Origin of the sequence: Rhizobium sp. AG855 (genome assembly GCF_003610655.1) — a bacterium.
Taxonomy (GTDB): domain Bacteria; phylum Pseudomonadota; class Alphaproteobacteria; order Rhizobiales; family Rhizobiaceae; genus Allorhizobium; species Allorhizobium wuzhouense.
Window position 1 is genome coordinate 1,403,196 of record NZ_RAQG01000003.1, and the last position, 22,542, is coordinate 1,425,737.

Sequence of the window (22,542 nt, forward strand, 5' to 3'; positions counted from 1 at the left end):
AAGGAAGGCTCAATCTAGGGGCGCCGCGTTAGAAACCGGTGTAGATATTCGTTCAAATATTAGGAATTTCTTCTGGATCGGATCCATCAGGGGCTGGGGTCGATCACGATGGTATCGGCAGCACGCTTTTGCTCTCGCCACAGGATGAAGAGCCCTGACCCGACGATGATCAGAATCCCCAGCCATTTGGAGAGCGTCGGAAATTCGCCGAACAGCACGTAACCGAGAATCACGGCGGCGATGATCTCGAAATACTGGAAGGGCGCGAGCACAGACAGCGGCGCCAGACGGAAGGCCCGCACGACCAGCAGATGGATATAGCCCGATATCGTGCCGAGCATGATCAGCAGGATCCAGGCAAGCGGCGAGGCCGGCAGGGACGCTACGAAATCGACATCGCCCACACGCGATCCCACCATCATCGCGAGGCCCATGAACACGGTGCCGCCGATGCCCGCCATGGTTTGCATGGTCATCGGTGAATCCGCCTCGCCGATGGCGCGGTTCAAGAACATGTAGAGCGCGTAGAGGAAGGCACAGGCAACCGGCAGCAAGGCGGTCAGGCCAAAGATCTGGTAGCTCGGCTGGATGACGATCATTGCGCCCCCGAAGCCGACGGCGATCGCCGTCCACCGTCGCCAGCCGACTTTCTCTTTCAAGAACACGGCAGAGAGTGCGGTCAGGATGAAGGGTTCGACGAAATAGATGGCGAACACATCCGCCAGGGGCATGTATTTGACCGCCATGAAGAACATCAGGCTGGCGGCCCCGTGGATCGCGCCGCGCAACAGGTTGATCCATGGCCGTCTGGCAGAGAGGGCTCCCGGTCCATACAGCAGCACCAGCAGCGGCAGCACCGACACCATCTGGAAGAAGAAACGATAGAAGGTTATCTGACCCGGCGACATGCCCTCGACATTCGCCATGTATTTGGCGATTGCATCCATGATTGGCAGGATCAACATGCAGTTGGCCATCAGGACCATGCCGCGCACGGGATTGGACGGTGATGGCTGCATGGCGGGCCTTCAATATGGCTGGTGGATGGGGTGCGGAAGCACGCAGAGGCCACCAAGCACAAGCCGCCTTCGCGTTCAAGGCGATCGCCCCGGGTTTCGGCCTGCGGGAAAAAAGATGCATCCGCCGGAAATTCTCTGGAACTTTTTTCACAATTGTTCGTTTCCGCCCCTTTGCGATCGTCGCCGGAGACCCGTCCGACGCCGGTTTCACGCATATCCGTGGCGCGCCGACGGCGGTTGGACCTTCAATTCTGGCGTATCCTTGAATCGGGATGCGAAAGTGAGGGCCGACCGCCACCCCCGGCGGGCCTTGTGACCGAAGAGGAGATGGCCGATGAGCGCCCGCAGGAATTTCGCCCGCATGACCGATTGCAGTGACGACACACTCGGTGGGCGCCTGTCTATGGCACGCGACACAGCCGGCCTATCACTCGCCGATGTCGCCAATCGGGTCGGCGTGCGCAAGGAAAGCCTGCTCTCCTGGGAGGCCGACCGGGCCGAACCACGCCCGTCCAAACTGATTGATCTCGCCGGCATCCTCGGCGTCTCGCCGATGTGGCTGATGACCGGCCTCGGCGCCGGTCCGATCGAGGAAAGCGCGGACCTGCCGCTCGAGGCACTGCGCATGCAATTGCAGAGGCTGACCGATGCCCATCAGGAATGCGGCCGGCTGATCGGCGACATCAGCCGACAGATCGACCGGTACGAGGCGAAGAACGGAGGCGAGGCTGCGCAGCGCAATCTTGATGGTCCGATGATGGGCCGGGCCTGACGCCGCCGAACCTCTCCTTTCAGTCGGCCGAGACTGTCGGTCCAAAAACCTCTTCGAAGGCTTCGCGGAGCCGCATATCGACATCAGCCATCATGACCGGCAGGCCGAGATCGACAAGGCTCGTGACGCCATAGGCGGATATCCCGCAGGGTACGATCCCGGTAAAATGGGTGAGATCCGGCTCGACATTGATCGACAGGCCGTGGAAGCTCACCCATTTGCGCAGGCGGATGCCGAGCGCTGCGATCTTGTCTTCGGCCATGCTGCCATCGGGAAGCAGGGGGCGCTCCGGCCGGCGCACCCAGACGCCGACACGATCCTCGCGGCGTTCGCCCCGGACATTCATGCTGTCCAGCGTGCGGATGACCACTTCCTCCAGCGCGGCCACATAAGCGCGCACGTCCTGGCGCCGGCGCTTGAGGTCGAGCATGACATAGGCCACCCGCTGACCCGGGCCGTGATAGGTGTATTCGCCGCCCCGACCGGTCGCGAAGACCGGAAACCGATCCGGCTCGATGAGATCCTTCGCATCGGCACTGGTGCCAGCCGTATAAAGCGGGGGGTGTTCGACCAGCCAGACCAGTTCGTCGGCCTGTCCATCCGCGATCAAGCCCACCTGCCGCTCCATCTCCGCGACCGCGTCCTCGTAAGCCACGAGTCCATCCGACACCCGCCAGCGAATGGGGGGACAGCCCTCGCGGGCGAACATGTGGTGGTCGAGCTCGGTGCGCTGCATGGGAAAACCCGCCTTCACGGACAAAGGGCGAAAAGCCTTGTTTTCCTTTTACTTGGCAAGAAACAGCCGGCAGTTCAAGGGTGTCTGACCAGCGCCCTCCCTGGGGTTATCCACCGCCCCTGACGAATTTTCAAAAATCTGTCATGGCGGGCTTGTGGACCCGGAATCCTTTTGCTACATGCACCCCCGCCGGAGCAATTCGGCAACTACCACGATGCGGTCGTGGCGGAATTGGTAGACGCGCAGCGTTGAGGTCGCTGTGGGGCAACCCGTGGAAGTTCGAGTCTTCTCGACCGCACCATTTGACTGAAGAAAAGCCCGCTTTTGCGGGCTTTTTCTTTGCCTTGTGTCCCACGTCAGAACCATGCATGGGACACATTCACCCGATCCATCGCACCCAGAGCAAGCTTCCAGCGTTCGACGCGGCGAGTGTAGACCTCGCTGGTCTTGGCTTCTGAGTGACCGAGAATCGCCATGATCTCGTATTGGCTGCAGCCGAGCTCGGCGAGCAGCTCAGCCAGGCCCTTTCGGACGCCGTGGGCTGAAAGATGCGGCAGGCCGGCGTCTACGCACCAGCGCTTGAACATGGCCGACATGCTGTCTCCGCTGGCGAATGGTTTTGCTCCCCGTGCCAGAACGTAGATCTGTCCTTGCACCTTGGGCGCTCTCGTCGCCGCCTTCAGTGGCGGCAAGAGTGGTATGGTGACCTCCGACGAACCCTTCTTCAATGGCGTCCAGCGCAGCGCCTCGATGCCGTCGAGCGTGCATTCATGCCGGCGACCGAGCATTGTCAGGTCTTCGATTCGGCAGCCCGTCCACAGTAGGACCGACATGGCCACGTGCGGCGTCGCTCCCTTCTTGTGCGTCTCGAAGAACTTTCGGACGTCGGCTGCCTTCCACGGCTGGACGCGGCGCAGCCAGGTGAAGATTGCCGAGCAGCTGAACTGTGCGCGCTCGACCGTGCAGGCCTCGATCAACCGGCTGGTGGAGATCGGCGCCGTGGAACGTCGGGAAGTGGTCTACAACAATGGCCGCGACAGCGCGCATTGGTATCGCCGTATCGAGGGACTGGTGACGGCCCTGCATGGCGGGGCAAATGCAGTGCGTGTGGATTTTCCACTGCCCGATCAGATGACCCTCGCCGAGGCCGGCGTGACCGTCAGCGCGGCAGAAGAACGCGATGGTGTTCCATGGTCGAATGACCTTCCCTGGTCGAACGGGCTCAACTGGCATGTGCCGTACCCAACTGTTTCTGTTGCGGCTGCCGCTGATCGAAGTGGTACGGTGGTTTCCCTTGCCAGTGGCTATTGGGGGCATCGGCTTGATATCGGGGATGTCATCGGCTTCAGGCCGCTGCATTTCGGGATGTATATGGTGACGCAGGTTCTGTCGTCCGGCACCTATCGCATCTGGCCGCCACTGCGAAAAGCCATCACCACCGAAACGCTTGCGACATTGACCCCGGTTCTGGCGATGACGCTGGACAGTGAGGCCTCTGCCGATCTTTCGCGCGGAGTGGCGCACGGCGAAGAGACAACGCTGATCCTGTCGGAAGTCTTCGACTACGACGTCAGGGATTATTTCACCGAATGAGCGGCTGCTGATCCATGGCGATCTTCACGGATGAAGACCGGGCGTTTCTGGGGCGCCCGCACATTGCGCGTGCCTGGTTCGCGGATCTGGGGCTGCCGTCCGGCATCTGGCGCCTGCATAACGGGGTCGGGCGCCAGACGGTCGGCGGGCGGGAATGGCGCGGGGTGTCCGATCCCTCCGGACAGCAGCTCGTGTCGATCTCGGCGGTGGAAGATCCGCGGTTCGGGCAGGCGGCCAAGGTGGATATCGTTCTGTCCGGCGTGAACAGCGAATTCCTGCGCTCGGTGAAGGATCAGGCCCGCGCTATCGAGGGCTTGACGGCCGATCTCTACTGGTGCGCGTTCGACCAAGAGACGGGCGAGGTCTGGTCCGGCGGGATGAAGAAGCTTTTTCCCGGCTATCTCTCGTCGCCGAAGCGGCAAAGCCAAGGCATCGGGTTGCGCACGGTTTCCTTCGCGATCGAGACGCTGTGGCAAAGCCAGAACTACGTGTTCGGCGGGGCCTGGACCGATGCGGACCAACAGCGGCGCTATCCCGGTGATCTCGGATTGCAGTTTGTCGGCGTCAAGGTGACGGAGACGATCAAGGCGTCATGACCATTGCTGACCTCAAACCCTATCTGGATGCTGCGGCCGACCAGCCGATGGTCTGGGGCGAGAGCGACTGCACGATGTGGGTGGCGCGCTGGATCGAGCTTGTTCGCGGCGAGCGGCTCCATATGCCGCAGTGGAAGAGTCGCGACGAGGCTCATGCACTGATCGCGGCTGCCGGCTCTCTGCTTTCGCTCTGGGATGACGTTCTTGCTCGAGCCGGAATCTTCGAGACAGGACAGACCGAAGCGGGCGATATCGGCGTGATCCTTACCCATCAATACGGACAATGCGGCGGCATCTTTCTCGATGGCGGCTACTTCGCCTGGCGGGCGGAGCCTGCGGGCTATCGCATGCTGCATCCGCGTGCGCGCACAATCCTGAAGGCCTGGTCGATCCGATGAAGGTGACACGACTTCTCCTGCATTGCGGCGCGTCTTACCTGGCGATGGCCGCAAGTGCTTCGGCTGATCCGGTCTCGCTGATTGCAACGGCGATCCAGGGATTTCTTCTGACCAGCACCGGCATTGCCGCGACGCTGACGGGCACGATTGCGACGATCGCGGCGAATGCGATCATCGCCGGTGGCCTTTTCCTTGGTTCCAGTCTTCTTAGCCGCTCTGCGCGCGGCGGCGCCGTCAAGCCATCGGACGCAAAGAGCAATTTCGAGACGGGGCAGAGTTCCGTGATCGAGGGCGTGGGGCGGGTGCGCGTCGGCGGGCTGAAGGCCTTTGGCAATACCAATGGGAGCACGCGGGCGCGGCTGATCTGCCATCTGCAGGGGCCGATCGATGCGATCGAGCAATATTATCTTGGCCAGCGGGAAGTGACCGTTGAAAGCGACGGCAGTGTCAGCTCTCCGCCATGGTCGAAATCGGGTGGCTCCTGGGCCAACTGGCTGGTGAAACTCGGGACCGGCGACGAGACGCAGTGGGCCGGGATTGCATCCATCCTGCCTTCGGGCTGGACCTCGGCGCATCGGGTGCGCGGCATCGCACAGTCGCAGCTCCTGTTCTACAATCCCGGACTGACCGAGCCCAAATATCTGAGCCTCTACCAGAACGGCACGCCGGAGGCGGAAGTGGTCTGCCGGGCTGCCAAGGTGTTCGATCCGCGCGATCTGACGCAGGTTTCGACGAATGTGGCGACGTGGAAGTGGAGCGACAACGGTCCGCTGGTCTGCGCCCATGTCTTGCGCCGCGATCCGCGTTTCGATTCCACCCGGTTCAACTGGGAGAAAATCGGCGCAACAGCCACCGAGGCCGATGCGCTCGTCGCCACCAAAACCGGCACCGAGAAACGGTCGCGTCTCTGGGGTATGTGGGCCTGGGAGAGCGAGCGCGGCGAGACCATGAAGCAATTCCTGGAATCGTCAGGCCTCGAAATCCGGCTTGATGAAAACGGGCTGATCTATTTCGAGTTCATCGACGACGCACCTGAGGCGGAGATCTCGTTCACGCCCGACGACATGTATGATTTCTATTGTTCCGACAGTCCAGAAGCGGTTTCCCTGCCGAATATCTGCCGGATCAAATATTACTCTCCCGAGCGGCTGTACGAGATCGCGGAAATCAACCTCGACGGCATTGGCTGGGCGCGGATCGACGCGGAAGTCGAGCGCTACGGGCCGAAATATTTCGATATCGAATTGCCCTTCTGTCCCTCCGCCAGCCAGGCGCAACGGATCGGGCGGCGGCTTTTTGCGCAGGCGCGGGCCGCACGCGGCGCCATCACCACGAACATGGTGGGGCTTGCGGCCTGGGGGCTGCTGTATGCCGATATCACCGAACCGGATCTCGGCGATGTCGAGCGGGTGCGCATGGATGCGCCACGGGTGGACGACGAAAACGGGTCCGTCGAAATCCCGTTCATGGTCTGGCCTGCGCTTTCAGTGTGGAATCCTGCTGTCGACGAGGCGGATGCGCCGGACAGCATTCCGGAGCTTGGCTACCAGTCCGACCTGATCACACCCAATGCGCCAAGCGAAATCATCCAGATCACCTATCCTGGAGGCGCCAAGGAACTGCGCATCGGCTTCAGCCTGCCGTCGCAGACCTATGACAATACCGAGGCGAATTTCCGGGTCTACAGTGGCGACATTCCCGGCGCATGGCAAAGCATGGCGGAAACGCCGGCACCGAATTCGGCCATCTGTGCCTATGCATCCGGAGATTATCTTGGGCAGACGGTGGACGGGCGGGTGCGCGTCTTCAATGTGGATGAAGGCAGTTCCTATTCCCCCAACTTCAAGACTGTCGTGACGGCATTCAATGCCACGCCATCGGTCCCGACGCAGGTCAGCGCATCAACGTCTCCATCGACTGCCGGCATCAACGTCGTGACCAAACATACGGAAACGCGCGTGGCCTCGCTGAAGATGGAACGGCAGACCAATGCCAGCGGCAGCTTCGGCGCATGGTCGCTCATATCACAGCAGGATGCCCGGCCGGGACAGAACATCACGTTCAACGACAGCATCACGATTGCCAGCGGACGAACGGTCAACTGGCGGATCTCCGCCGTCACCAGCGACGGCTCGACCAGCGCCTATCTGAGTTACAGCGTCGTCAAGTCCTGACGGATTGGCCCCTGTTTTCCCGACATCGATAAACCAGAAGGAGACCGCCGATGGTGGTGCTCACCAAACCTGCGCAGGACGTTTTCAACCCCTTCGATATCGCCAGCAATCCGCGCGGCGCGGATATGGGCGAGGCCCAGACCTGGGGCATGGAAATCGAGGCGGATCTGGCTGAAATCCGCGCGCTTGTCGCCTCTGCTCCGACGTCGGCCACGAAGAACCTGCGGGAATATGGCGCTGTCGGCGACGGGAAATGGACCGATACGCAGTATCTCCGCAGCGGCCTCAGCATCACGTCAGGATCAGCCTCGCTGACGTTGACCTTTGGCGAATTCCGGCAGTCGGATGTCGGGAAAACCATTGTCGTTCCGGGCGCCGGGGCTGCCGGCGGCGATCTCGTGACGACCATTTCCGCCGTGACGAGCCGCACGCAGCTGACCCTTGGCGCCAACGCATCCACGACGCTTTCGAACGTTGCGGCAAATGTGACCTATGGCAGCTCACCCGTGACGACCACGGCCGGTCAGGCCTTCGTGACCGTGGTTGGCGCCAACTTCACGGCTGCAGACGTCAACAAGAAGATCTCGATTCCCGGCGCCGGGGCCGCAGGGACCGCACTTCTTGCGACCATCGTCAGCGTGGGCAGCTCAAGCAATATCGTGCTGAACGCCAATGCTTCGACAAGCCTTGCAGGGCGGGTTCCGCGCGTCACATGGGGCACCGATGACACGGCCGCCGTGCAGGCGGCATTCAACGCGCTTGTCGACGGCGACGTGATGCTGTGCCCGCCCGGCGACGAGATGGCCTATCTCGTGACCGGCAATGTCCAGTTGCCGCTGGTCAATGCGGAGATTTTCGGCAAGGCCCGATTCAAGAAGCTGGGTCCGACGACCACTCCGATGTTTCTGCCGGCGGACGAGACCGACGGCATCACCTTCCGGGGGCTTCGTTTCGATGGCGCGCGGGAAAATTTCGTTCTCGGCGATCCGGTCAGCATCTTCCTCGGTCATATCATTCACAGCTGGACGTTCATTGATTGCCGCTTCGAGCGGATGAACGACAGCGGCATCAAGGGGCGCGATTGCGCCAACCTGACGGCGATCGGCTGCGTGTTCTACGATGCCCGGGAAACCGGGATCGAGCTGCGCAACTATGACCGCGATCCCCGTCGCGGATCAACGCCGGGTACACATGAATATCTGGGCCGCCGCCCGCTCAACGAGGGCGGTCACCGGGTGATCGGCTGCCGTTTCGAACTCATCGATACCGAGACATTCGGCAATACCGTCGACGATTCCATGGGCATCAGCTGGGACAGCTCGGCCTACAGCGCAACGTATGGCCCGCATGCGATGAGCGGTTTCATCGTCTATGGCTGCACCTTCATCGACGTGCGGCGTTCGTTCTTCTCGGAGAACTATGGCCAGTATGCCCGCGACATCCACTTCATCGGCAATCGCGTTCTGGGCAATCTGCGCGGCTATCCTGCCGCCAAAACCAAGAACGGGATTGGCCTGGTGGCCGTCAAGGGCGCCATCGTTTCTGCCAATACCATGCGCAATGTCGGCAACATGCCGCTGGTGATCGGCACGGCGGACTGCTCTTCGATCGTCATTGCCGGCGGTGCTGTCGGATCAAGCATGAATATCAAGCTCTGCGACAATAACCTGATCGACGATTCCGGCAACACGACGCGCACCGACTATCACATCAACGTTTCCGCCGGGGCCGATATCGAGCTTTACGACAACACGCTTTCCGGTGCTTCGGAAGCGGGGCTTATCATCGCTGCGACCGGCGTTTCGAATATTACGGGAAGTAACAACAAGGGCGCATTCGAAGATTTTTCCTGGGGGCCGGTCGCGGTCTTCCAGTTTGCTGCGGACAACGTGCCCGCTTCGGCCAACCCCTTCTATGTGCGCCCGATCAACTGGGCTGGCGATACCGACTTCGGCATGCCGATGACCGGGCGCATTGTCGGCATTGGCGTTAAGCTTTCACAATCACTGACGGCAGGCTCGTTCGAAGTGGCGCCCTATATCGGCGCATCGAAGGTTTCCACCTTTGCCGTGACCCGAACGGATCTTGGCGGACTGGCGGAGCTGATCCGGAAGACGCAGACCGGCGGTGGCGTGCTGATCAAGGCGGGAGAGCGGATATCCATCCGAGCCGTGACCGATGGCAGTCTTTCGCCGACGACATCGGACATTCTCGTCACCCTCATCATCGATATCAGCGGCAAGGCCTGACGTCAGGCGATCTCCGGCGCATGGCGCCATCATCACCATCCAGAGGACATGACCATGACCATCAACCGTGCCGCATTTTTTGCGGAGGCGCGCGTTTCGCTGTTCAGCGGCGGGCTCAATCAAAGCCAGGTGGACGGCATCGAGGCGATCACCGGCGGCTTCGAACGGGCCGGCCTGACCGATCTCAGGTGGCTTGCCTATATGCTGGCCACGACGTTTCACGAGACCGACCGGACCATGCAGCCGATCGTCGAATATGGCGGGCGCAAGTATTTCGACAAATACGACACCGGCCGTCTGGCGGAACAGCTGGGCAATACGCCGGAGGCCGATGGCGACGGCTATCTCTATCGCGGGCGCGGCTTCGTGCAGATCACCGGCTTCGACAATTACGAAAAGTTCGGGCTGGAGAAGGATCCGGACAAGGCGCTGGATCTGCCGACGGCGGTCAACATCCTGATCCTCGGCATGACCAGGGGCATGTTTACCGGCCGCAAGCTTTCCGACTATTTCAGCGGCGAGCTTGCCGACTGGGTCAATGCCCGCCGCATCATCAACGGCACCGACAGGGCAGAAGAGATCGGCGCCAAGGGCTGGCGCTTCTACCAGGCGCTGGAGGCCTGACCATGACACTCAACACCAATCTTCTGCACAACATCATCAACGTGATCATCATCCTGATCGTCGGCCTGCACGACGTGGACTGGACCGCGTTTTTCAGCGCGGAGACCTCGCTGAAGATCGTGGCCGGGCTGACCATCGCCAAGCTTTTGATCAACGGCGTGCGCGATGGGCTGACCGGCATGGTCAAGCCGCAGCCGCCGGTGGAGCGCTGAGTTTTCCAGACACGGACTGCAGTCCACTCAATATTCCCAAATCGACGGAGATCATCCATGCCCACATCGTCCTTTACCCTGTATCAGGATTTCAAGGAGCAGCTCGGCAAGGGGGTTCACAACTTCTCTTCCGCGACCTTGAAAATCGCCTTCACCAATACCGCTCCGAATGCTGCGACGCATACGGTTCTGGCGGATATCACGCAGATCTCGACCGCCGGCGGCTATACCGGCGGCGCGGGCGGGGGGCTGGCGCTGGATAGCGTCACCTATATCGAAAGTGCTGGTGTCGGCGCCCTGGCGGCGATCGATGAGACCTTCGTCGCTTCCGGCGGCTCGGTCGGGCCGTTCCGCTATGTCGTATTGTACAACGACACACCGACATCTCCGGTCGATCCGCTGATCGGATACTGGGATTATGGATCGTCGATCACCGTTGGCGATGGCGAGCAATTCACCCTTGATCTGGGTACAAGTATCATCACCCTGACCTGAGGCGATCAATCGTGGCCATCAGCATCGTCGGCACGGCGGTCGGCACCAACACGGCGACGCCGCCGGCGCATCAGGCAGGCGATGCTTTCGTTGTCTTTGCCTTTCGCGATGGCTCGACCACGCGGCCGACGATTCCGGCCGGCTATACCGAAGCCAATGGCGGCGGATCAAACACCTGTTCGGCGACCGTGTGCGGCAAATATGCCGCCTCCGGCAGCGAGACGGTCGGGACTTTCACCAACGCGACCAGCCTCATCCTGATCGTGTTACGCGGGGTGGACCTGACCACCCTGTTCGGCGCGGTCAATCTTTCGACCGGATCGTCGACGACGATCACCTATCCGAGCCTGACGCCGCAGCGCACGGATGGCTCCAGCCTGATCCTGTGTTTTGGCGGCCACCGCTCCGCCGATGTGGCGATCACGACCATTCCTTCGGGCCTGACGGAACTGGCTGCCGTTTCCGACGCCACGGACGAGGCGGCGGCCTTCTATCTGGCCGGGCCGACCGGCAATTTTACCTCACGCACCGCCAGCGTGGGGGGCACGTCGTCCGGCTGGCGGTCGCATTCGATCGAGATCCGGGCGGCCGTGTCGACCTCTTATGTGTTGACGGGAAACGGCGGTGCGCTTTCGCTTGTCGGCGGCGCTGCGGCGCTGAAGGTTTCCCGGATGCTGACAGCGTCCGGTGCATCACTTGCCCTGAGCTCGGGCTCGGCCGTGTTGCGGCGCGGTTATGTGCTCGGCGTCACGGCGGCAGAGCTTGCACTCTCCACGTCCGGCGCTGCGTTGCGCGTGTCAAGGCGGCTTGTTGGCGAGGGGCAGTCCCTGGCGCTGGCTGGTGCGAGCGCGGTGCTTCTCAAGGGGTATCGCCTGGTCGGTGATGCGGTCTCGGTCGGGTTGTCCGGTGCGGCGGCGAGATTGCTGGTCGGTCGGCGGTTGGTGGCCTCTGGCAGCGCACTCACGCTTGCCGGCGGAGCGGCCAATCTTCGGCGCGGATTTCGCATTGCGGCATCTGGCGCATCGCTTTCCCTGACGGGCGGCTCGGCCGTGCTGCGGCGCGGTTATTTGCTAGGGGGCGCGGGGGCAGGCCTCGCGCTTGCCGCGTCCAGCGCCGCGTTGCGCGTATCAAGGCGGCTTGTGGCTGAAGCTCAGCCGTTGGCGCTTGCGGGCACCAACGCGATACTTCGCAAGGGGTATCGCCTCGTCGGCGCATCGACATCGATCGGGCTATCCGGTGCGGTGGCAAGTCTGCGGATCGGCCGTCGCATGGTGGCATCGGGCGGCACACTGACGCTTGCCGGCGGCGCGGCCAATCTTCGGCGCGGCTATGTGCTTGTTGGAGCCGCTGCAGGTCTTGTTCTCGCTGGGTCGACGGCACGGTTGTTGCAGGGGCGCCGTCTGGTTGGAACGACATCAACCCTGTTGCTCCAGTCAGCATCGGCCCGGCTGCTGGTCAATCGGCTGTTGCAGGCGTTGGGTGCCGCGATTGGCATGACCGGCGGGCTGGCGATGCTGACCTATCATGGGTCGGTCGTCGACAAGCGGGTGCAATTGACGGCGCGGGCGCCTGCACCGCTTGTACGCCGGGCCGTTCGCCCGCGTGATTTTCCCTTCAATGAAACGGGGCGGCGGCCGGCGGATGCTCCGCACACGGCGCAGGCGCCCTCGGTATCCAGATTCATAGCAAGGCGACCGACATGAGCAGAGTGATCGACAGGGGTTATGGCTTCGGTCTGTTCTTCATCATCGTGGACGAGTTCGGCGCGAAAGAAGATCTTGCGGGCGCCACGATCGAATGGAGGCTGGCGGCGAGCGACAGCAGCTCCGTGCTGCTTGATCGCGACGCATCCGGCATGATCGTCTCGATCGAGGCATCAACGGCCCTGATTACGCTCACAAAGCTGGAGACTGCCGGCCTGGCACCCGGCCGTTATTATTATCAGCTGGCCGTTGCGCCCGTCGGAAAAGAGTCGCGGATTTATGACTCCGGGTTTCTGACGGTCAGAGCGCGGCTGTGATGGCAGCCATCCTCGCGCTCCTGCGGCTGCTGCCGCTTCCGGTGCTGATCGCGCTTGGCGGGCTCATCTATTACGAGGGCCTGCCGGGCTTTGCGCGCATTCCCTATCTGGTCTCGGTTCCTGTTCTCGGCGACCTCACGGCCGGGCGTGTCGCCGTTGTGGCGGCAAAGGCGCGGGCGGAGGGGCGCGAAGCGGGCGCCTTTGTCGAACGGCAGCTGTGGCAGGCGGCGCGGGCCAAGGCTGAGGACGAGGCCGCCAAGGCTGCGGCGGCGCTGCAGGCGGAGATCAATGCGGCTGACATGTCGGTGGAGATTTTCCGAAAGAACGACCGCCTGCGGGCGGCGGCTTTCGAGGCGGCGATGAGGGAGCAACGGGATGAAGATCAGAAGACTGGGGTGGATCGCAGCCATTGCGATCTGCCTGACCGCGTGTGGAACGCCACCCGTTGATCGCTCGCCCGGCGCCCTGGTTCAAACACCGAGGCCGGTGGTTTCGTCCGCTCTTCTGGCCGTGCCGGAAGGCAAGACGGCGATACCACGGCACGCGCCTCTAGAGGTGCAGTGGGCACATCTGGCCGAAAACCGCCGGCGGCTCGACGCCTGCGTGATGCAATCGACCGCGCAGGCGGCTGTGATCAGGGCTTTGGCGGGGGAGTGACGCATGGATGGTCTAGGCCTGATCATGAAGCAGCTGGAAATGATGAGCGATCGTCTCGACACGATTGCGAGCGAGGGGTCTCGACGAGGGCGCGACCTTCACGACAAGCTGAACCAGCAGGGCCGCGATCTTGCCGTGTTGACGCATCGGCTGGGCTCTCTCGAAGACAGCGTGAATGGCCAGGCCGTGACGCTGAACGAATACCAGGACTTCAAGAAAAAGGCAGAAGGCGCCGGCTGGCTGGGGCAGAAGCTCTTGCGATTCGGCTGGGTCATCCTGGCTGTTGCCGGCTGGGTCTATGGCAGCTGGACCAACATCGTCAGCATGCTGAAATGGCTGGTGGGGCGGGTGTGATGATGCGCAGCGCGATATTGCTCCTGTTGATGGCCTCGACGTCACTGGCCGCATTGCCGCAGACCCATGAAGACGAGGCGCAGCACCAGCCAGCCTTGGCGACGGGAACGCCTCCTTGCCTAGAGCCGAAGCGTGTATGGCGCTATGTGGTGACGTGGGTGATCGAGAACAAGCGCACGGGCGAGCGCAGGGGCGCGGGTAGCCAGGAGGTACGGATCAGGTGTTGAAAGCGCTTCATCGGCGTGGTTTTGCATGAAGCCGGGAGTGGATGCAGCTTGTTTCCACGTGTCAATTTCGGTAGCAAGTCATCATGGTTGAGGATGCTGAATATCGCTACTTTGGTGTGTTTAGGTTGATCCTGGCTCTGCTGGTGGTCTTCAACCATGCCTGGTTTCTGGATGCATATTCGGCAATTCCGGCCTGGTCACGGAGTATCCATATTGGCTCTGCTGCAGTGCTTGGCTTTTTCGTTCTGTCCGGTTCGATTCTCTTTGAAGCTGCAGATCGTTGGTATTCCGGGCGACCTATGGCCTTCATAGCGAACAGATCTCTCAAAATCATGCCCGCTTATATGGCGGCGCTTGCGCTATCGTTTTCAGCGCATTTAATCCTTCTCTCGGTGGGGCGACTGCAGCTTGGCATCGCGTTCGAAGGATATTCCGATCTCCCTCCCAATTTATTCGACGTGAACAATATTGGGCAGAACCTGCTGACTGTCGTTCCATCCTTTGTCTATTTCGATGCGTTCAAATTGGATGGCACGCCTTACTTCTTTGTCCACTACATTTGGGCAGTTCGGGTCGAGGTGGTTTTTTATCTCGTTCTGGCAGTGCTGATCGGATGGCGCCCACGCTTGGGGCAGCCCTGGATCGCATTTTGCGCGATAGCTGCAGGCACTTTTTATGCATATGCAGCGTGGCAAGGCAGCCTGAATGCAATCCTGGTTCACGCTCCAACGTTCTTGCTGGGGGTTTCTATCTACGGGCGTCGGAAGGGGTGGGGATACCTTGTCCTCATGGTCATCAACCTATTCCTTTCTGCCGTACCTGCGGCAGAAATCATCGCCGGCGTAAACGTCATGCGCGAGCCGGCATCAATACCGTTTCATGGCTTGCTTGGCATCGCCGCGTTTTATGCCATTGTTCTCTCAGTCGTGGTCCTGGACCAGGTACGGAATTTTCCCATTTCGAGACGATGGGACTCATGGATGGGTGATCTCTCGTATGCGCTCTACCTGAATCACTACATCGTTATCGTCACCTTAACGGCAATGCTCCCAGGGGCGATTGGCCCTGAGTACTTCTGGGGTGCCGTGGTCATCTCCATGGGCATGTCGTTCATCATGTACAATGTTGTCGAACGTCCGATGCGGGTATGGCGCAACAAGATCAGGCAACACGATCTCTAAAATCACGTGATTTATAATGCGAGGCTCTCGACCCAGCCTCCGGCGGACAAGATCAATGGTTCGCCGGTTCGCCGGAAAACAACGGGAACAGACATGGCTAACCACTGAGTAAATGGCTTTGATATCTAAGAAAATTGGTAGGCCCGGAGGGACCAAAACCCCCTACAGATCTGCGTCGTATTGATAGACATTTAGCCGCTCGGCCACCACCCGGCCGGCGTTGCGGGGATTGGCATAGGCGCCGAGAAAGACCGCGGTGCTTTTCCACCCTCCCGCATCCATCGCCGACTTCACGTCCACGCCCATGGACAGAGCAATATTCGCGAAGGCATGTCGACCGCAGGTGTGCGTCGGCTTGTAGATGATCTGAGCACGCTGGCAGACTGCCGCGATGCGCTCATTCACGGAATGGCGGTTCCTGTAGCGGAAGACGCGATCATCCTGCTTCATCCCCTCCTGCAGTGCATAGAGCCGACTGATCATCTGGTCGGTGAGGAACCTGGTGGAATTCTGTCCGGTCTTGGTCTTTAGCAGCAATGCCGTCCTGTTGATCAGATCAACCTCGCTCCATCGGAGTTCGAGCGCTTCGGAAATCCGCGCTCCAGTTTGGCTCATGAACAGGATGAGCGCAGCAAGATGGTGTAGCCCATCCTTTGCACATTGCCGAACGAAAGCGTGCAGCCATGCTTGCGATGCTGCCTTCTTCCTTTTCGGGGTTTCCTCCTTGAGGTTCCTGAGGCGTATGGCTGGCCCCCATCCTCGATCGTAGGCATGATAGAAAACGGCTCGAACCGGAGTGATCACACAACGATTTCGCGTCGCGTTCTGCTGGGTCGGATAGAGATCGAGTGCCAGTTTCTTCACATCAAACGGGAAGATGGACGTCAGCGCCCTGGCGCCGAGCTGCTGTATGATCTGAGGCAGGTAGCGTCCATCGCCACCGTTTTCCAAATAGCTCGCTGAGGCCTTACTGAAGGTGCAGGAGGAGGTGCACGGCGGTGTGCTGAGCGGGGCGGGCGCGAGCGTGCGAAACATCTCCATTTGATATCTCCGGTCATCATGGCGGGGGAAGGTGAGGGCTCTATCCACAGGGGACGAATTCTGTGGAGAATTTCGTGGGACACCGATCAGATAACCGGTTGATTTCTATGGGCGGCGCTCGCAAGCTGCATGGGACAGCATTGGGCCGGAAAACAAGGATCATTCGGGTTTCTGCCAGTCTTCTCGACCGCACCAAAAAAACCCGGCGCTTGCGTCGGGTTTTTTGTTTTTGCTCAGCATTTTGCTTCGATCCCTCAATCCCCATCGTCAGGAATGTGGCTATCCACGCCGAGCGTCGTGATGAAGTTCTTCACTTTGCTCACGCCTGCGACGCCGAGCACCTTGAGCTCGATCGCGCGGCTTTCCTCCGGTGTGTCGACGGCGCCGAGAAGCGTGACGGTGTGGCCGTCGACATGGATGTCGAGGCCGTTGAGGAGATCGTCGTCGAAGGTTTCCAGGGCGGTGGCGATATCCGATTCGAGCTGGTCGTCGTCCTCGCGGCCATCCGTGGTCGGGAGTACCGGATTTGCCGGCTGCGGTTCGAAACCGTCTGCATTGACCTCGTCGACGCGAAAGCCACCGTTGCGCTCCTGATCGAAATTGGCGCTCGTCTCGCCATAGCCGCGATTTGCCACGGGAGCGGCTGTTGCGCCTTCGCCGTCGGCATAAGGCCAGCCGTCAACGATATTGCGCTGATCGTCGTCGCGGAATTCTTCTTCGGTGGAAAAATTGGTCTTGCGGTCGTCCTTGGCCATGGAATGGCTCCTTCATCATCAAAGATGCAGGTCAACGCCTTGGCCGGTGTTTTGTTCGCTTGGAGGCGAGGCTCAGCGGGCGGCCCTGTTCCATTTCTTCAGCAGGCGCTCGCGTTTCAGGCGGGAAAGCCGCTGGATCCAGAAGATGCCGTCCAACTGGTCGACTTCGTGCTGCAGGCAGATGGCGGCAAAGCCGTCGAAGTTCTCCTCCGTGGTTGTGCCGTTTGCGGTCTGGTAGCGCAGGGTGATGCGGCGCGGGCGGGTCACTTCTTCGGTGAAGCCCGGCATGGAAACGCTGCCTTCGACATGGGCCATGGTCTCCTCGGACACCTGCAGGATCTCCGGATTGACGAAATCGCGCCGTCCGCCGAGCTCGGGCAGGTCGAGCACCACGAGGCGGTCGAACATGCCGCAATGGGTCGCCGTGATGCCGACGCCGGGGGCCGCTTTCATCGTTTGGTAGAGATCGTCGAGCTGCATCGCCAGCGCTTCGTCGAAGGTCGTGACAGGGGCGCAGGGCGTCTTGAGGGCGGGGTCGGGATATCTGCGGATGGCGAGCAATGTCACGTTTCAGGCTTTCGGCGGTTGGCTCTGCGCGGTCGGCTGGACCGGCTGCATGTCTCACGCTATCAGCAAGCGGCGGGCTTTGCACAGCCATTGCGTCTTTCAGCTATCTGATTGTTGACATGAGTATTTTTGCCGCCATTCTCCCGAACGGCGAACCGAGGCTTCAAAGCAGGCGAGGGTGGGCAGATGACTGAGACCGAAGGGGATATCCTCGACCGCCCGGTGGCCGATGAGGTCCAGGCCGACATTTATGACGACGAAGGCTATATCCGTCACGACTTCCTGACGATGGTCGGAGCGGCAATTGCCGATCGCGACGTGCTGTTTCTGCGCCAGCACGTGTCGAAGCTGCACGAATCGGAACTCGGCGACCTGATCGAGGCGATCCAGCCAGACCAGCGTCTGGCGATGATCCGCCTGCTCGGCGACGATTTCGACATGACGGCGCTGACCGAGGTCGACGAAGCGATCCGCATGCAGATCGTCGACCAGATGCCGAACGAGCAGATCGCCGCTGCCATCGGCGATCTCGATTCGGACGATGCCGTCTACATTCTCGAAGACCTCGACGACGAGGACCGGGAAGAGATCCTCGCGCAGCTGCCGTTTACCGAGCGGGTGCGCCTGCGCCGTGCGCTCGACTATCCGGAAAGCTCCGCCGGTCGCCGCATGCAGACGGAATTCGTCGCGGTGCCACCGTTCTGGACGGTCGGCCAGACGATCGACTACATGCGCGACGAAGAGGATCTGCCGGAGAGTTTTACCCAGATCTTCGTCATCGATCCGACCTTCAAGCTGCTCGGGGCGGTAAAGCTCGATGCCATCCTGCGCACCAAGCGGCAGGTGAAGATCGAATCGATCATGCACGAGACGAACCATCCGATTCCGGCCGAAATGGACCAGGAAGAGGCGGCGCAGGTCTTCGAGCAATACGACCTTCTGTCGGCTGCGGTCGTTGATGAAAACGAACGCCTCGTCGGCGTACTCACCATCGACGACGTGGTCGACGTGATCCAGGAAGAGGCGGAGGAAGACTTGCTGCGCCTCGGTGGCGTCGGTGACGAAGAGCTGTCGGACAGCGTGTTCGCGATCTCGCGTTCGCGCGTGCCATGGCTTGCCATCAACCTTGTCACGGCCTTCATGGCGGCCTCGGTCATCTCGCTGTTCGAGGCGACCATCGAGCAGATCGTCGCCCTTGCAATCCTGATGCCGATTGTCGCTGGCATGGGGGGCAATGCCGGCTCGCAGACCATGACCGTCACCGTCAGGGCGCTTGCCACCCGCGATCTCGACATTCACAACGCGTTTCGCGTCGTGCGCCGCGAAGCGGGTGTCGGTCTGATCAACGGCATCCTGTTCGGCTGTACGGTCGGCCTGGTCGCGGGGCTCTGGTTTCAGGACGTCTCGATCGGCGGGCTGATCACCACGGCCATGCTCATCAATATGTTCGCAGCCGCCATGGCCGGCATCACGATCCCGATGATCCTCAGCCGCGCCGGCGCGGATCCGGCCGTGTCTTCGGCGGTCTTCGTCACGGCCATCACTGACACCACCGGCTTCTTCTCGTTCCTTGGTCTGGCCACCTGGTGGTTCATGTAACCACGGCTAAAATTGACTTGTACGTAAAAGTCAATAATATGTCCCCTCGCATAGGGACGGACGAGACGTGAAGAAGTATTATAGCATTACAGAACTGACACGGGAATTCGGCGTTTCCACGCGCACGCTTCGCTTCTACGAAGACGAAGGTCTCATTCATCCGGAGCGGCGCGGCCGCACGCGTCTCTACCGGGCCGCCGACCGGCGCCTGCTGCAGGAAATCCTGCGTGGCCGGCGTATCGGCTTCACGATCAACGAAATCCGCGAGATCGTCCATGTCTACAAGGAGCCGCCCGGCGAGATCGGTCAGCTCAAGCTGATGATGAAGAAGATCGACGAGAAGCGCGAAGACCTGCGTCAGAAGCGCCGCGACATCGACGAAACCCTGACCGAACTCGACCAGGCCGAAGAAGCCTGTCTGACACGGCTTGTCGAAATCGGCGTCGGCACCTGAACCCGGCGACCGGATGCTGACGCGTGTGCGTCAGATCCAGCGGCGCGTCCGCTTGCAATAACACTCGTAGTCGAAACCGAAGCGTTGTTCGAGGTGCTGTTCCTCGCAACGGATGATCGACCATTGTGCCGTCACTGCCGCGATAAGGGCTGCGGGCAGGAACCAGGCGCTGGAGCTGATCAGGCCGAGCGACAGCGTCAGCAGTGTATATCCGAGATAGATCGGATTGCGCGAGAAGCGGAACGGCCCGCAGGTGACGAGGTGACGGGCACAGCCCGTGCCGAGCACCGCCGTCTGTCGCTCCATCAGCGTCTTCACGGCCCAGATGTCGAGGCTGACGGCCAGCAGTGCCAAGGCGAAACCGATGATCGGCAGAAGCACCGGGTTGGGTGCGACGAGTGGCATCGGTGCCACCAGCCGGTCGGCGGCCAGGGCCAGCGCGACGGCGGCGCCGTAGATCAGCGGCGGCCAGGGATAACGTAGTGGTTTCGCACGGTAGGCATTCATGATGAATTTCCCCGTCACGGTGTGGTCTGGACCTTGGCCGTGCATTCGGAGGCCAGTGCCAGGATACGTTCATCCTGATCCGGCAAGATTGCGCCAGACTGGAGCGGATCGAGGAGGTTCTGGCTCTGCAGCTTGTCCAGTGTGCAGGCGCAGAAGGCCTGGCAGATGGCGGCCGTGTTGCCCTGTTGCCGGCAGGCCGGCTCGCAGCTGCCGATATAGGATTCGATCGGATCCGGCGCCGGCGGCGGAATGATGTGGCTCGCTGCAAAGACCAGTGCGATCAGCACCGGCTGGTGCAGCAGATAGACGGTCAGCGAATGCCGACCGGCCCAACGCAGCCAGGCGGGACCATCCGGCAGGCGCGACAGGCGCGGCAGCAGGCCCTGATCGACCAGCAGACGGGCAATCGCAATGCCGATCAGCAGCGCCCCGATCCAGGGAAAGAGTGGGACATAATCATTCGAACGCGGCAAATTCTCCGACAAGCCTGCAAACCAGAGGAACGGTGTGTCGAAGGCTGTCGACCGGAAGAAACCCGGCAGCAGCAGTGCTGCCCCTGCGACAAGCAGTGTCACGATCACCGGAAGTCTCAGGAACAAGAGCCCGATAAGGCTTGCGAGCGCGATGCAATGCAGGATGCCGAAGAAGATCCATCCCTCCGGCGTGAACCAAAAAGTGGCTGCGGAAATCGCGAGGGCCGCACCGAGGATGACCGCGAAGCGGCGCATGAAAGCGTTCAGCCGCAGCGTTGGATAGTGGGCAAGCACCAGGCTGAAGCCCGCCAGAAAGAGGAAGGTCGAAGCGATCGAGCGGGCGTAGATTCGCAAGAAGCCTTCGGTCGATGTGCCCGGCGCCAGATAGCCGAAGAATTCGAGATCCCAGCTGAAGTGATAGGTCGCCATGGCGATGAGCGCCAGACCGCGCAAGGCGTCGAGCCAGAGCAGGCGATGCTTCGGGCGAGGGCTGTCCGAGGCTGGAGTGGCGTTGTCCGGAATGCTGTCTGGCACGCGTCATCCTCTCTGGTCGTCGGTCGCCGCGTCTGATGCGGGCTGCGTTCGAGGCGGTGCCTCATCGCCAAAGGCGGCGATTTCATGGCCGCAAAGCCATTGTCCCCGTTCTCCCCAGCAGGCTTACCCTCTCAATCGGCTGGGTCGGCCAGCAGCGCGAGGCGAGCCTCGGAGAAGAACTGGCGTCTGATCAGCACGACAAAGACGGTGGCCGATGACAGCATGAAGATCCACGGGCTGACGAACCAGCCGAGATAACCGATCGAGTAGAAGATCGCCCGCAGTCCCATGTTGAAATGGCTGGCTGCGATGATGTTCATCCGGATGGTGCGTTCTGCTGCGGCGCGCGCGCGGGCGGGATGCTGGCGGGCCTCTTCCGCCATCGGGATCGCACCGAACAGAATGGTGCAATAGTTGAACAGCCGGTAGGACCAGCCGAACTTGAAGAAGGAATAGGCAAAGAGCGCGATCAGACCGCAGACCTTGAGTTCGAAGATCGCCCGACCGCCCTGCATGATGAAGGGGATGTCCTTGAGGATCGCGTCCACCTGTTCGGTTGCGCGCAGCAGAGCGAAGCAGCCGCCAATGGCGAAGATGGTGGTCGAGGCGAAAAATGCCGTGCCGTTCTGCAATCCGCCCATGATCTGTGTGTCGATCATCTTCAGGTCGCGGTTAAGCGAATTGAGGATCCATTCCTGCCGCCGCTCTGCCATGGCTTTGGTCAGGCTGGTGCGCGACAGGATGCGTCGGCTGCCGGTGATCCAGGAATAGGAGATCCACAGCAGGGCAAACAGCGCCAAGGCGGCATAGTCGGCGACGGTCATGGAAACGAATCCCCTTTCTGATCGTAGGCGGCATTATCCCGTCCTTCTCCCAGTCCACAACGGAAATTAACCAAGGCCCAAGGCTTTGGACCGAATTGGGGCAGGGCGGGGTGTGTTGCCGTTAACTTTTAGCGGCGTTATCTCATTGAAATATCACATATCCATGCGCAGGGCGCATGCCTGGGTCGCAATATGCGCCATGCTTTTGCCATTTTTGCAGTTGCGAAGCCGACCAAATTTTAATAGATGATGGGCCATAAAGCGGTCGGGGGACGGCTTTAAACACCACGTGGCTTCATCTGGAGTTTCCATGGAAAGCAGTTTCCAGAAGTCGTGTTGGGGTGTCACATTTCGTGCTCTGATGGGGTTCGCCGGCGTTCTTTGCCTGGCCTATCTGTTCGGCAGCATCTGATACCTCGCATGCAAGCATCCCAAACAGCGCGATCGTCTCGGTCGCGCTGTTTGCGTTTGAGGACCACCG

26 protein-coding genes and 1 tRNA gene are annotated in these 22,542 nt (G+C 61.0%); 18 read left to right on the top strand and 9 right to left on the bottom strand.

Going from position 1 to position 22,542, the window contains the following annotated elements; genetic code table 11:
- Nucleotides 1-86: 86 nt before the first annotated feature.
- On the bottom strand, nt 87-1,019 hold the full coding sequence (locus DFO46_RS06800) for a DMT family transporter (RefSeq protein ID WP_120276776.1): 933 nt from the start codon (nt 1,017-1,019) through the stop codon (nt 87-89).
- Here DFO46_RS06800 and DFO46_RS23750 point away from each other — a divergent pair.
- Entirely contained in the window at nt 1,010-1,285 is a 276-nt protein-coding gene (locus DFO46_RS23750; RefSeq protein WP_147412745.1) for a hypothetical protein, read from the top strand. The genes DFO46_RS06800 and DFO46_RS23750 overlap by 10 nt on opposite strands.
- 68 nt (nt 1,286-1,353) lie before the next feature.
- On the top strand, nt 1,354-1,791 hold the full coding sequence (locus tag DFO46_RS06805) for a helix-turn-helix transcriptional regulator (RefSeq protein ID WP_110790533.1): 438 nt from the start codon (nt 1,354-1,356) through the stop codon (nt 1,789-1,791).
- A gap of 19 nt (nt 1,792-1,810) precedes the next feature.
- On the opposite strand, the gene lipB is transcribed toward DFO46_RS06805, so the two are convergent.
- The gene (gene lipB / locus DFO46_RS06810) at nt 1,811-2,527 is read right to left on the bottom strand and encodes a lipoyl(octanoyl) transferase LipB (protein ID WP_110790985.1); all 717 of its coding nucleotides are present in this window, start codon (nt 2,525-2,527) and stop codon (nt 1,811-1,813) included.
- Nucleotides 2,528-2,743: 216 nt separating this feature from the next.
- Here lipB and DFO46_RS06815 point away from each other — a divergent pair.
- Nucleotides 2,744-2,828: transfer RNA gene (locus DFO46_RS06815), tRNA-Leu, on the top strand.
- Nucleotides 2,829-2,883: 55 nt separating this feature from the next.
- Here the strand turns inward: DFO46_RS06815 and DFO46_RS06820 are convergent.
- Nucleotides 2,884-3,360 (bottom strand): tyrosine-type recombinase/integrase, encoded by a 477-nt coding sequence (locus tag DFO46_RS06820; RefSeq protein ID WP_245422518.1) that lies wholly within the window; start codon nt 3,358-3,360, stop codon nt 2,884-2,886.
- On the opposite strand from DFO46_RS06820, the gene DFO46_RS06825 reads away from it, so the two are divergent.
- From DFO46_RS06825 to DFO46_RS06890, 13 genes are all read left to right on the top strand, one after another.
- The gene (locus DFO46_RS06825; RefSeq protein ID WP_183041945.1) at nt 3,359-4,120 is read left to right on the top strand and encodes a hypothetical protein; all 762 of its coding nucleotides are present in this window, start codon (nt 3,359-3,361) and stop codon (nt 4,118-4,120) included. The genes DFO46_RS06820 and DFO46_RS06825 overlap by 2 nt on opposite strands.
- Before the next feature lie 14 nt (nt 4,121-4,134).
- Nucleotides 4,135-4,716 carry a transcriptional regulator gene (locus DFO46_RS06830; RefSeq protein ID WP_120276778.1) on the top strand — a complete coding sequence of 194 codons (582 nt, stop codon included), beginning with the start codon at nt 4,135-4,137 and terminating at the stop codon, nt 4,714-4,716.
- A complete protein-coding gene (locus DFO46_RS06835) occupies nt 4,713-5,114 on the top strand; it encodes a hypothetical protein (protein WP_120276779.1) in 402 nt (133 codons plus the stop codon). The genes DFO46_RS06830 and DFO46_RS06835 overlap by 4 nt, the downstream gene beginning before the upstream one ends.
- Nucleotides 5,111-7,288, top strand: a complete 2,178-nt coding sequence (locus DFO46_RS06840) for a phage tail protein (RefSeq protein ID WP_183041853.1) — start codon at nt 5,111-5,113, stop codon at nt 7,286-7,288. The genes DFO46_RS06835 and DFO46_RS06840 overlap by 4 nt, the downstream gene beginning before the upstream one ends.
- A 50-nt stretch (nt 7,289-7,338) precedes the next feature.
- Nucleotides 7,339-9,537, top strand: a complete 2,199-nt coding sequence (locus tag DFO46_RS06845) for a hypothetical protein (protein WP_120276781.1) — start codon at nt 7,339-7,341, stop codon at nt 9,535-9,537.
- Between the two features lie 54 nt (nt 9,538-9,591).
- Nucleotides 9,592-10,161 carry a hypothetical protein gene (locus DFO46_RS06850; protein ID WP_183041854.1) on the top strand — a complete coding sequence of 190 codons (570 nt, stop codon included), beginning with the start codon at nt 9,592-9,594 and terminating at the stop codon, nt 10,159-10,161.
- A 2-nt stretch (nt 10,162-10,163) separates the two neighbouring features.
- Nucleotides 10,164-10,373 carry a hypothetical protein gene (locus tag DFO46_RS06855; protein WP_120276782.1) on the top strand — a complete coding sequence of 70 codons (210 nt, stop codon included), beginning with the start codon at nt 10,164-10,166 and terminating at the stop codon, nt 10,371-10,373.
- Nucleotides 10,374-10,430: 57 nt separating this feature from the next.
- Nucleotides 10,431-10,868 carry a hypothetical protein gene (locus DFO46_RS06860; protein ID WP_120276783.1) on the top strand — a complete coding sequence of 146 codons (438 nt, stop codon included), beginning with the start codon at nt 10,431-10,433 and terminating at the stop codon, nt 10,866-10,868.
- Nucleotides 10,869-10,879: 11 nt separating this feature from the next.
- Nucleotides 10,880-12,571, top strand: a complete 1,692-nt coding sequence (locus tag DFO46_RS06865) for a hypothetical protein (protein WP_120276784.1) — start codon at nt 10,880-10,882, stop codon at nt 12,569-12,571.
- Complete coding sequence (locus tag DFO46_RS06870) at nt 12,568-12,888, top strand: hypothetical protein (protein ID WP_120276785.1); 321 nt, start codon at nt 12,568-12,570, stop codon at nt 12,886-12,888. The genes DFO46_RS06865 and DFO46_RS06870 overlap by 4 nt, the downstream gene beginning before the upstream one ends.
- A complete protein-coding gene (locus DFO46_RS06875) occupies nt 12,888-13,337 on the top strand; it encodes a hypothetical protein (RefSeq protein ID WP_120276786.1) in 450 nt (149 codons plus the stop codon). The genes DFO46_RS06870 and DFO46_RS06875 overlap by 1 nt, the downstream gene beginning before the upstream one ends.
- Before the next feature lie 211 nt (nt 13,338-13,548).
- Nucleotides 13,549-13,899 (top strand): hypothetical protein, encoded by a 351-nt coding sequence (locus tag DFO46_RS06880; protein ID WP_120276787.1) that lies wholly within the window; start codon nt 13,549-13,551, stop codon nt 13,897-13,899.
- Between the two features lie 310 nt (nt 13,900-14,209).
- Entirely contained in the window at nt 14,210-15,307 is a 1,098-nt protein-coding gene (locus DFO46_RS06890) for an acyltransferase (protein ID WP_120276789.1), read from the top strand.
- A gap of 162 nt (nt 15,308-15,469) precedes the next feature.
- Here the strand turns inward: DFO46_RS06890 and DFO46_RS06895 are convergent, their stop codons facing one another.
- The 3 genes from DFO46_RS06895 to DFO46_RS06905 form a co-directional block, all read right to left on the bottom strand.
- Nucleotides 15,470-16,348, bottom strand: a complete 879-nt coding sequence (locus tag DFO46_RS06895) for a tyrosine-type recombinase/integrase (protein ID WP_120276790.1) — start codon at nt 16,346-16,348, stop codon at nt 15,470-15,472.
- A gap of 254 nt (nt 16,349-16,602) precedes the next feature.
- Nucleotides 16,603-17,103, bottom strand: coding sequence for a BON domain-containing protein (locus DFO46_RS06900; protein ID WP_120276791.1), 501 nt, complete (start codon nt 17,101-17,103; stop codon nt 16,603-16,605).
- Between the two features lie 72 nt (nt 17,104-17,175).
- Nucleotides 17,176-17,670, bottom strand: coding sequence for a peptide deformylase (locus DFO46_RS06905; RefSeq protein ID WP_120276792.1), 495 nt, complete (start codon nt 17,668-17,670; stop codon nt 17,176-17,178).
- Between the two features lie 186 nt (nt 17,671-17,856).
- Here DFO46_RS06905 and mgtE point away from each other — a divergent pair, with 186 nt between their 5' ends.
- Nucleotides 17,857-19,269 carry a magnesium transporter gene (mgtE, locus tag DFO46_RS06910; RefSeq protein ID WP_110790530.1) on the top strand — a complete coding sequence of 471 codons (1,413 nt, stop codon included), beginning with the start codon at nt 17,857-17,859 and terminating at the stop codon, nt 19,267-19,269.
- 67 nt (nt 19,270-19,336) lie between these two features.
- Complete coding sequence (locus DFO46_RS06915) at nt 19,337-19,723, top strand: MerR family DNA-binding transcriptional regulator (RefSeq protein ID WP_110790529.1); 387 nt, start codon at nt 19,337-19,339, stop codon at nt 19,721-19,723.
- Between the two features lie 30 nt (nt 19,724-19,753).
- Here DFO46_RS06915 and DFO46_RS06920 read toward each other — a convergent pair whose 3' ends face one another.
- The 3 genes from DFO46_RS06920 to DFO46_RS06930 all read right to left on the bottom strand — a co-directional run bounded on the left by DFO46_RS06920 (nt 19,754) and on the right by DFO46_RS06930 (nt 22,061).
- Nucleotides 19,754-20,230, bottom strand: a complete 477-nt coding sequence (locus DFO46_RS06920; RefSeq protein WP_120276793.1) for an isoprenylcysteine carboxylmethyltransferase family protein — start codon at nt 20,228-20,230, stop codon at nt 19,754-19,756.
- A 14-nt stretch (nt 20,231-20,244) separates the two neighbouring features.
- Entirely contained in the window at nt 20,245-21,237 is a 993-nt protein-coding gene (locus DFO46_RS06925) for a heparan-alpha-glucosaminide N-acetyltransferase (protein WP_245422519.1), read from the bottom strand.
- 131 nt (nt 21,238-21,368) lie between these two features.
- On the bottom strand, nt 21,369-22,061 hold the full coding sequence (locus DFO46_RS06930) for a DUF599 family protein (protein ID WP_110790527.1): 693 nt from the start codon (nt 22,059-22,061) through the stop codon (nt 21,369-21,371).
- Nucleotides 22,062-22,542: the final 481 nt, after the last annotated feature.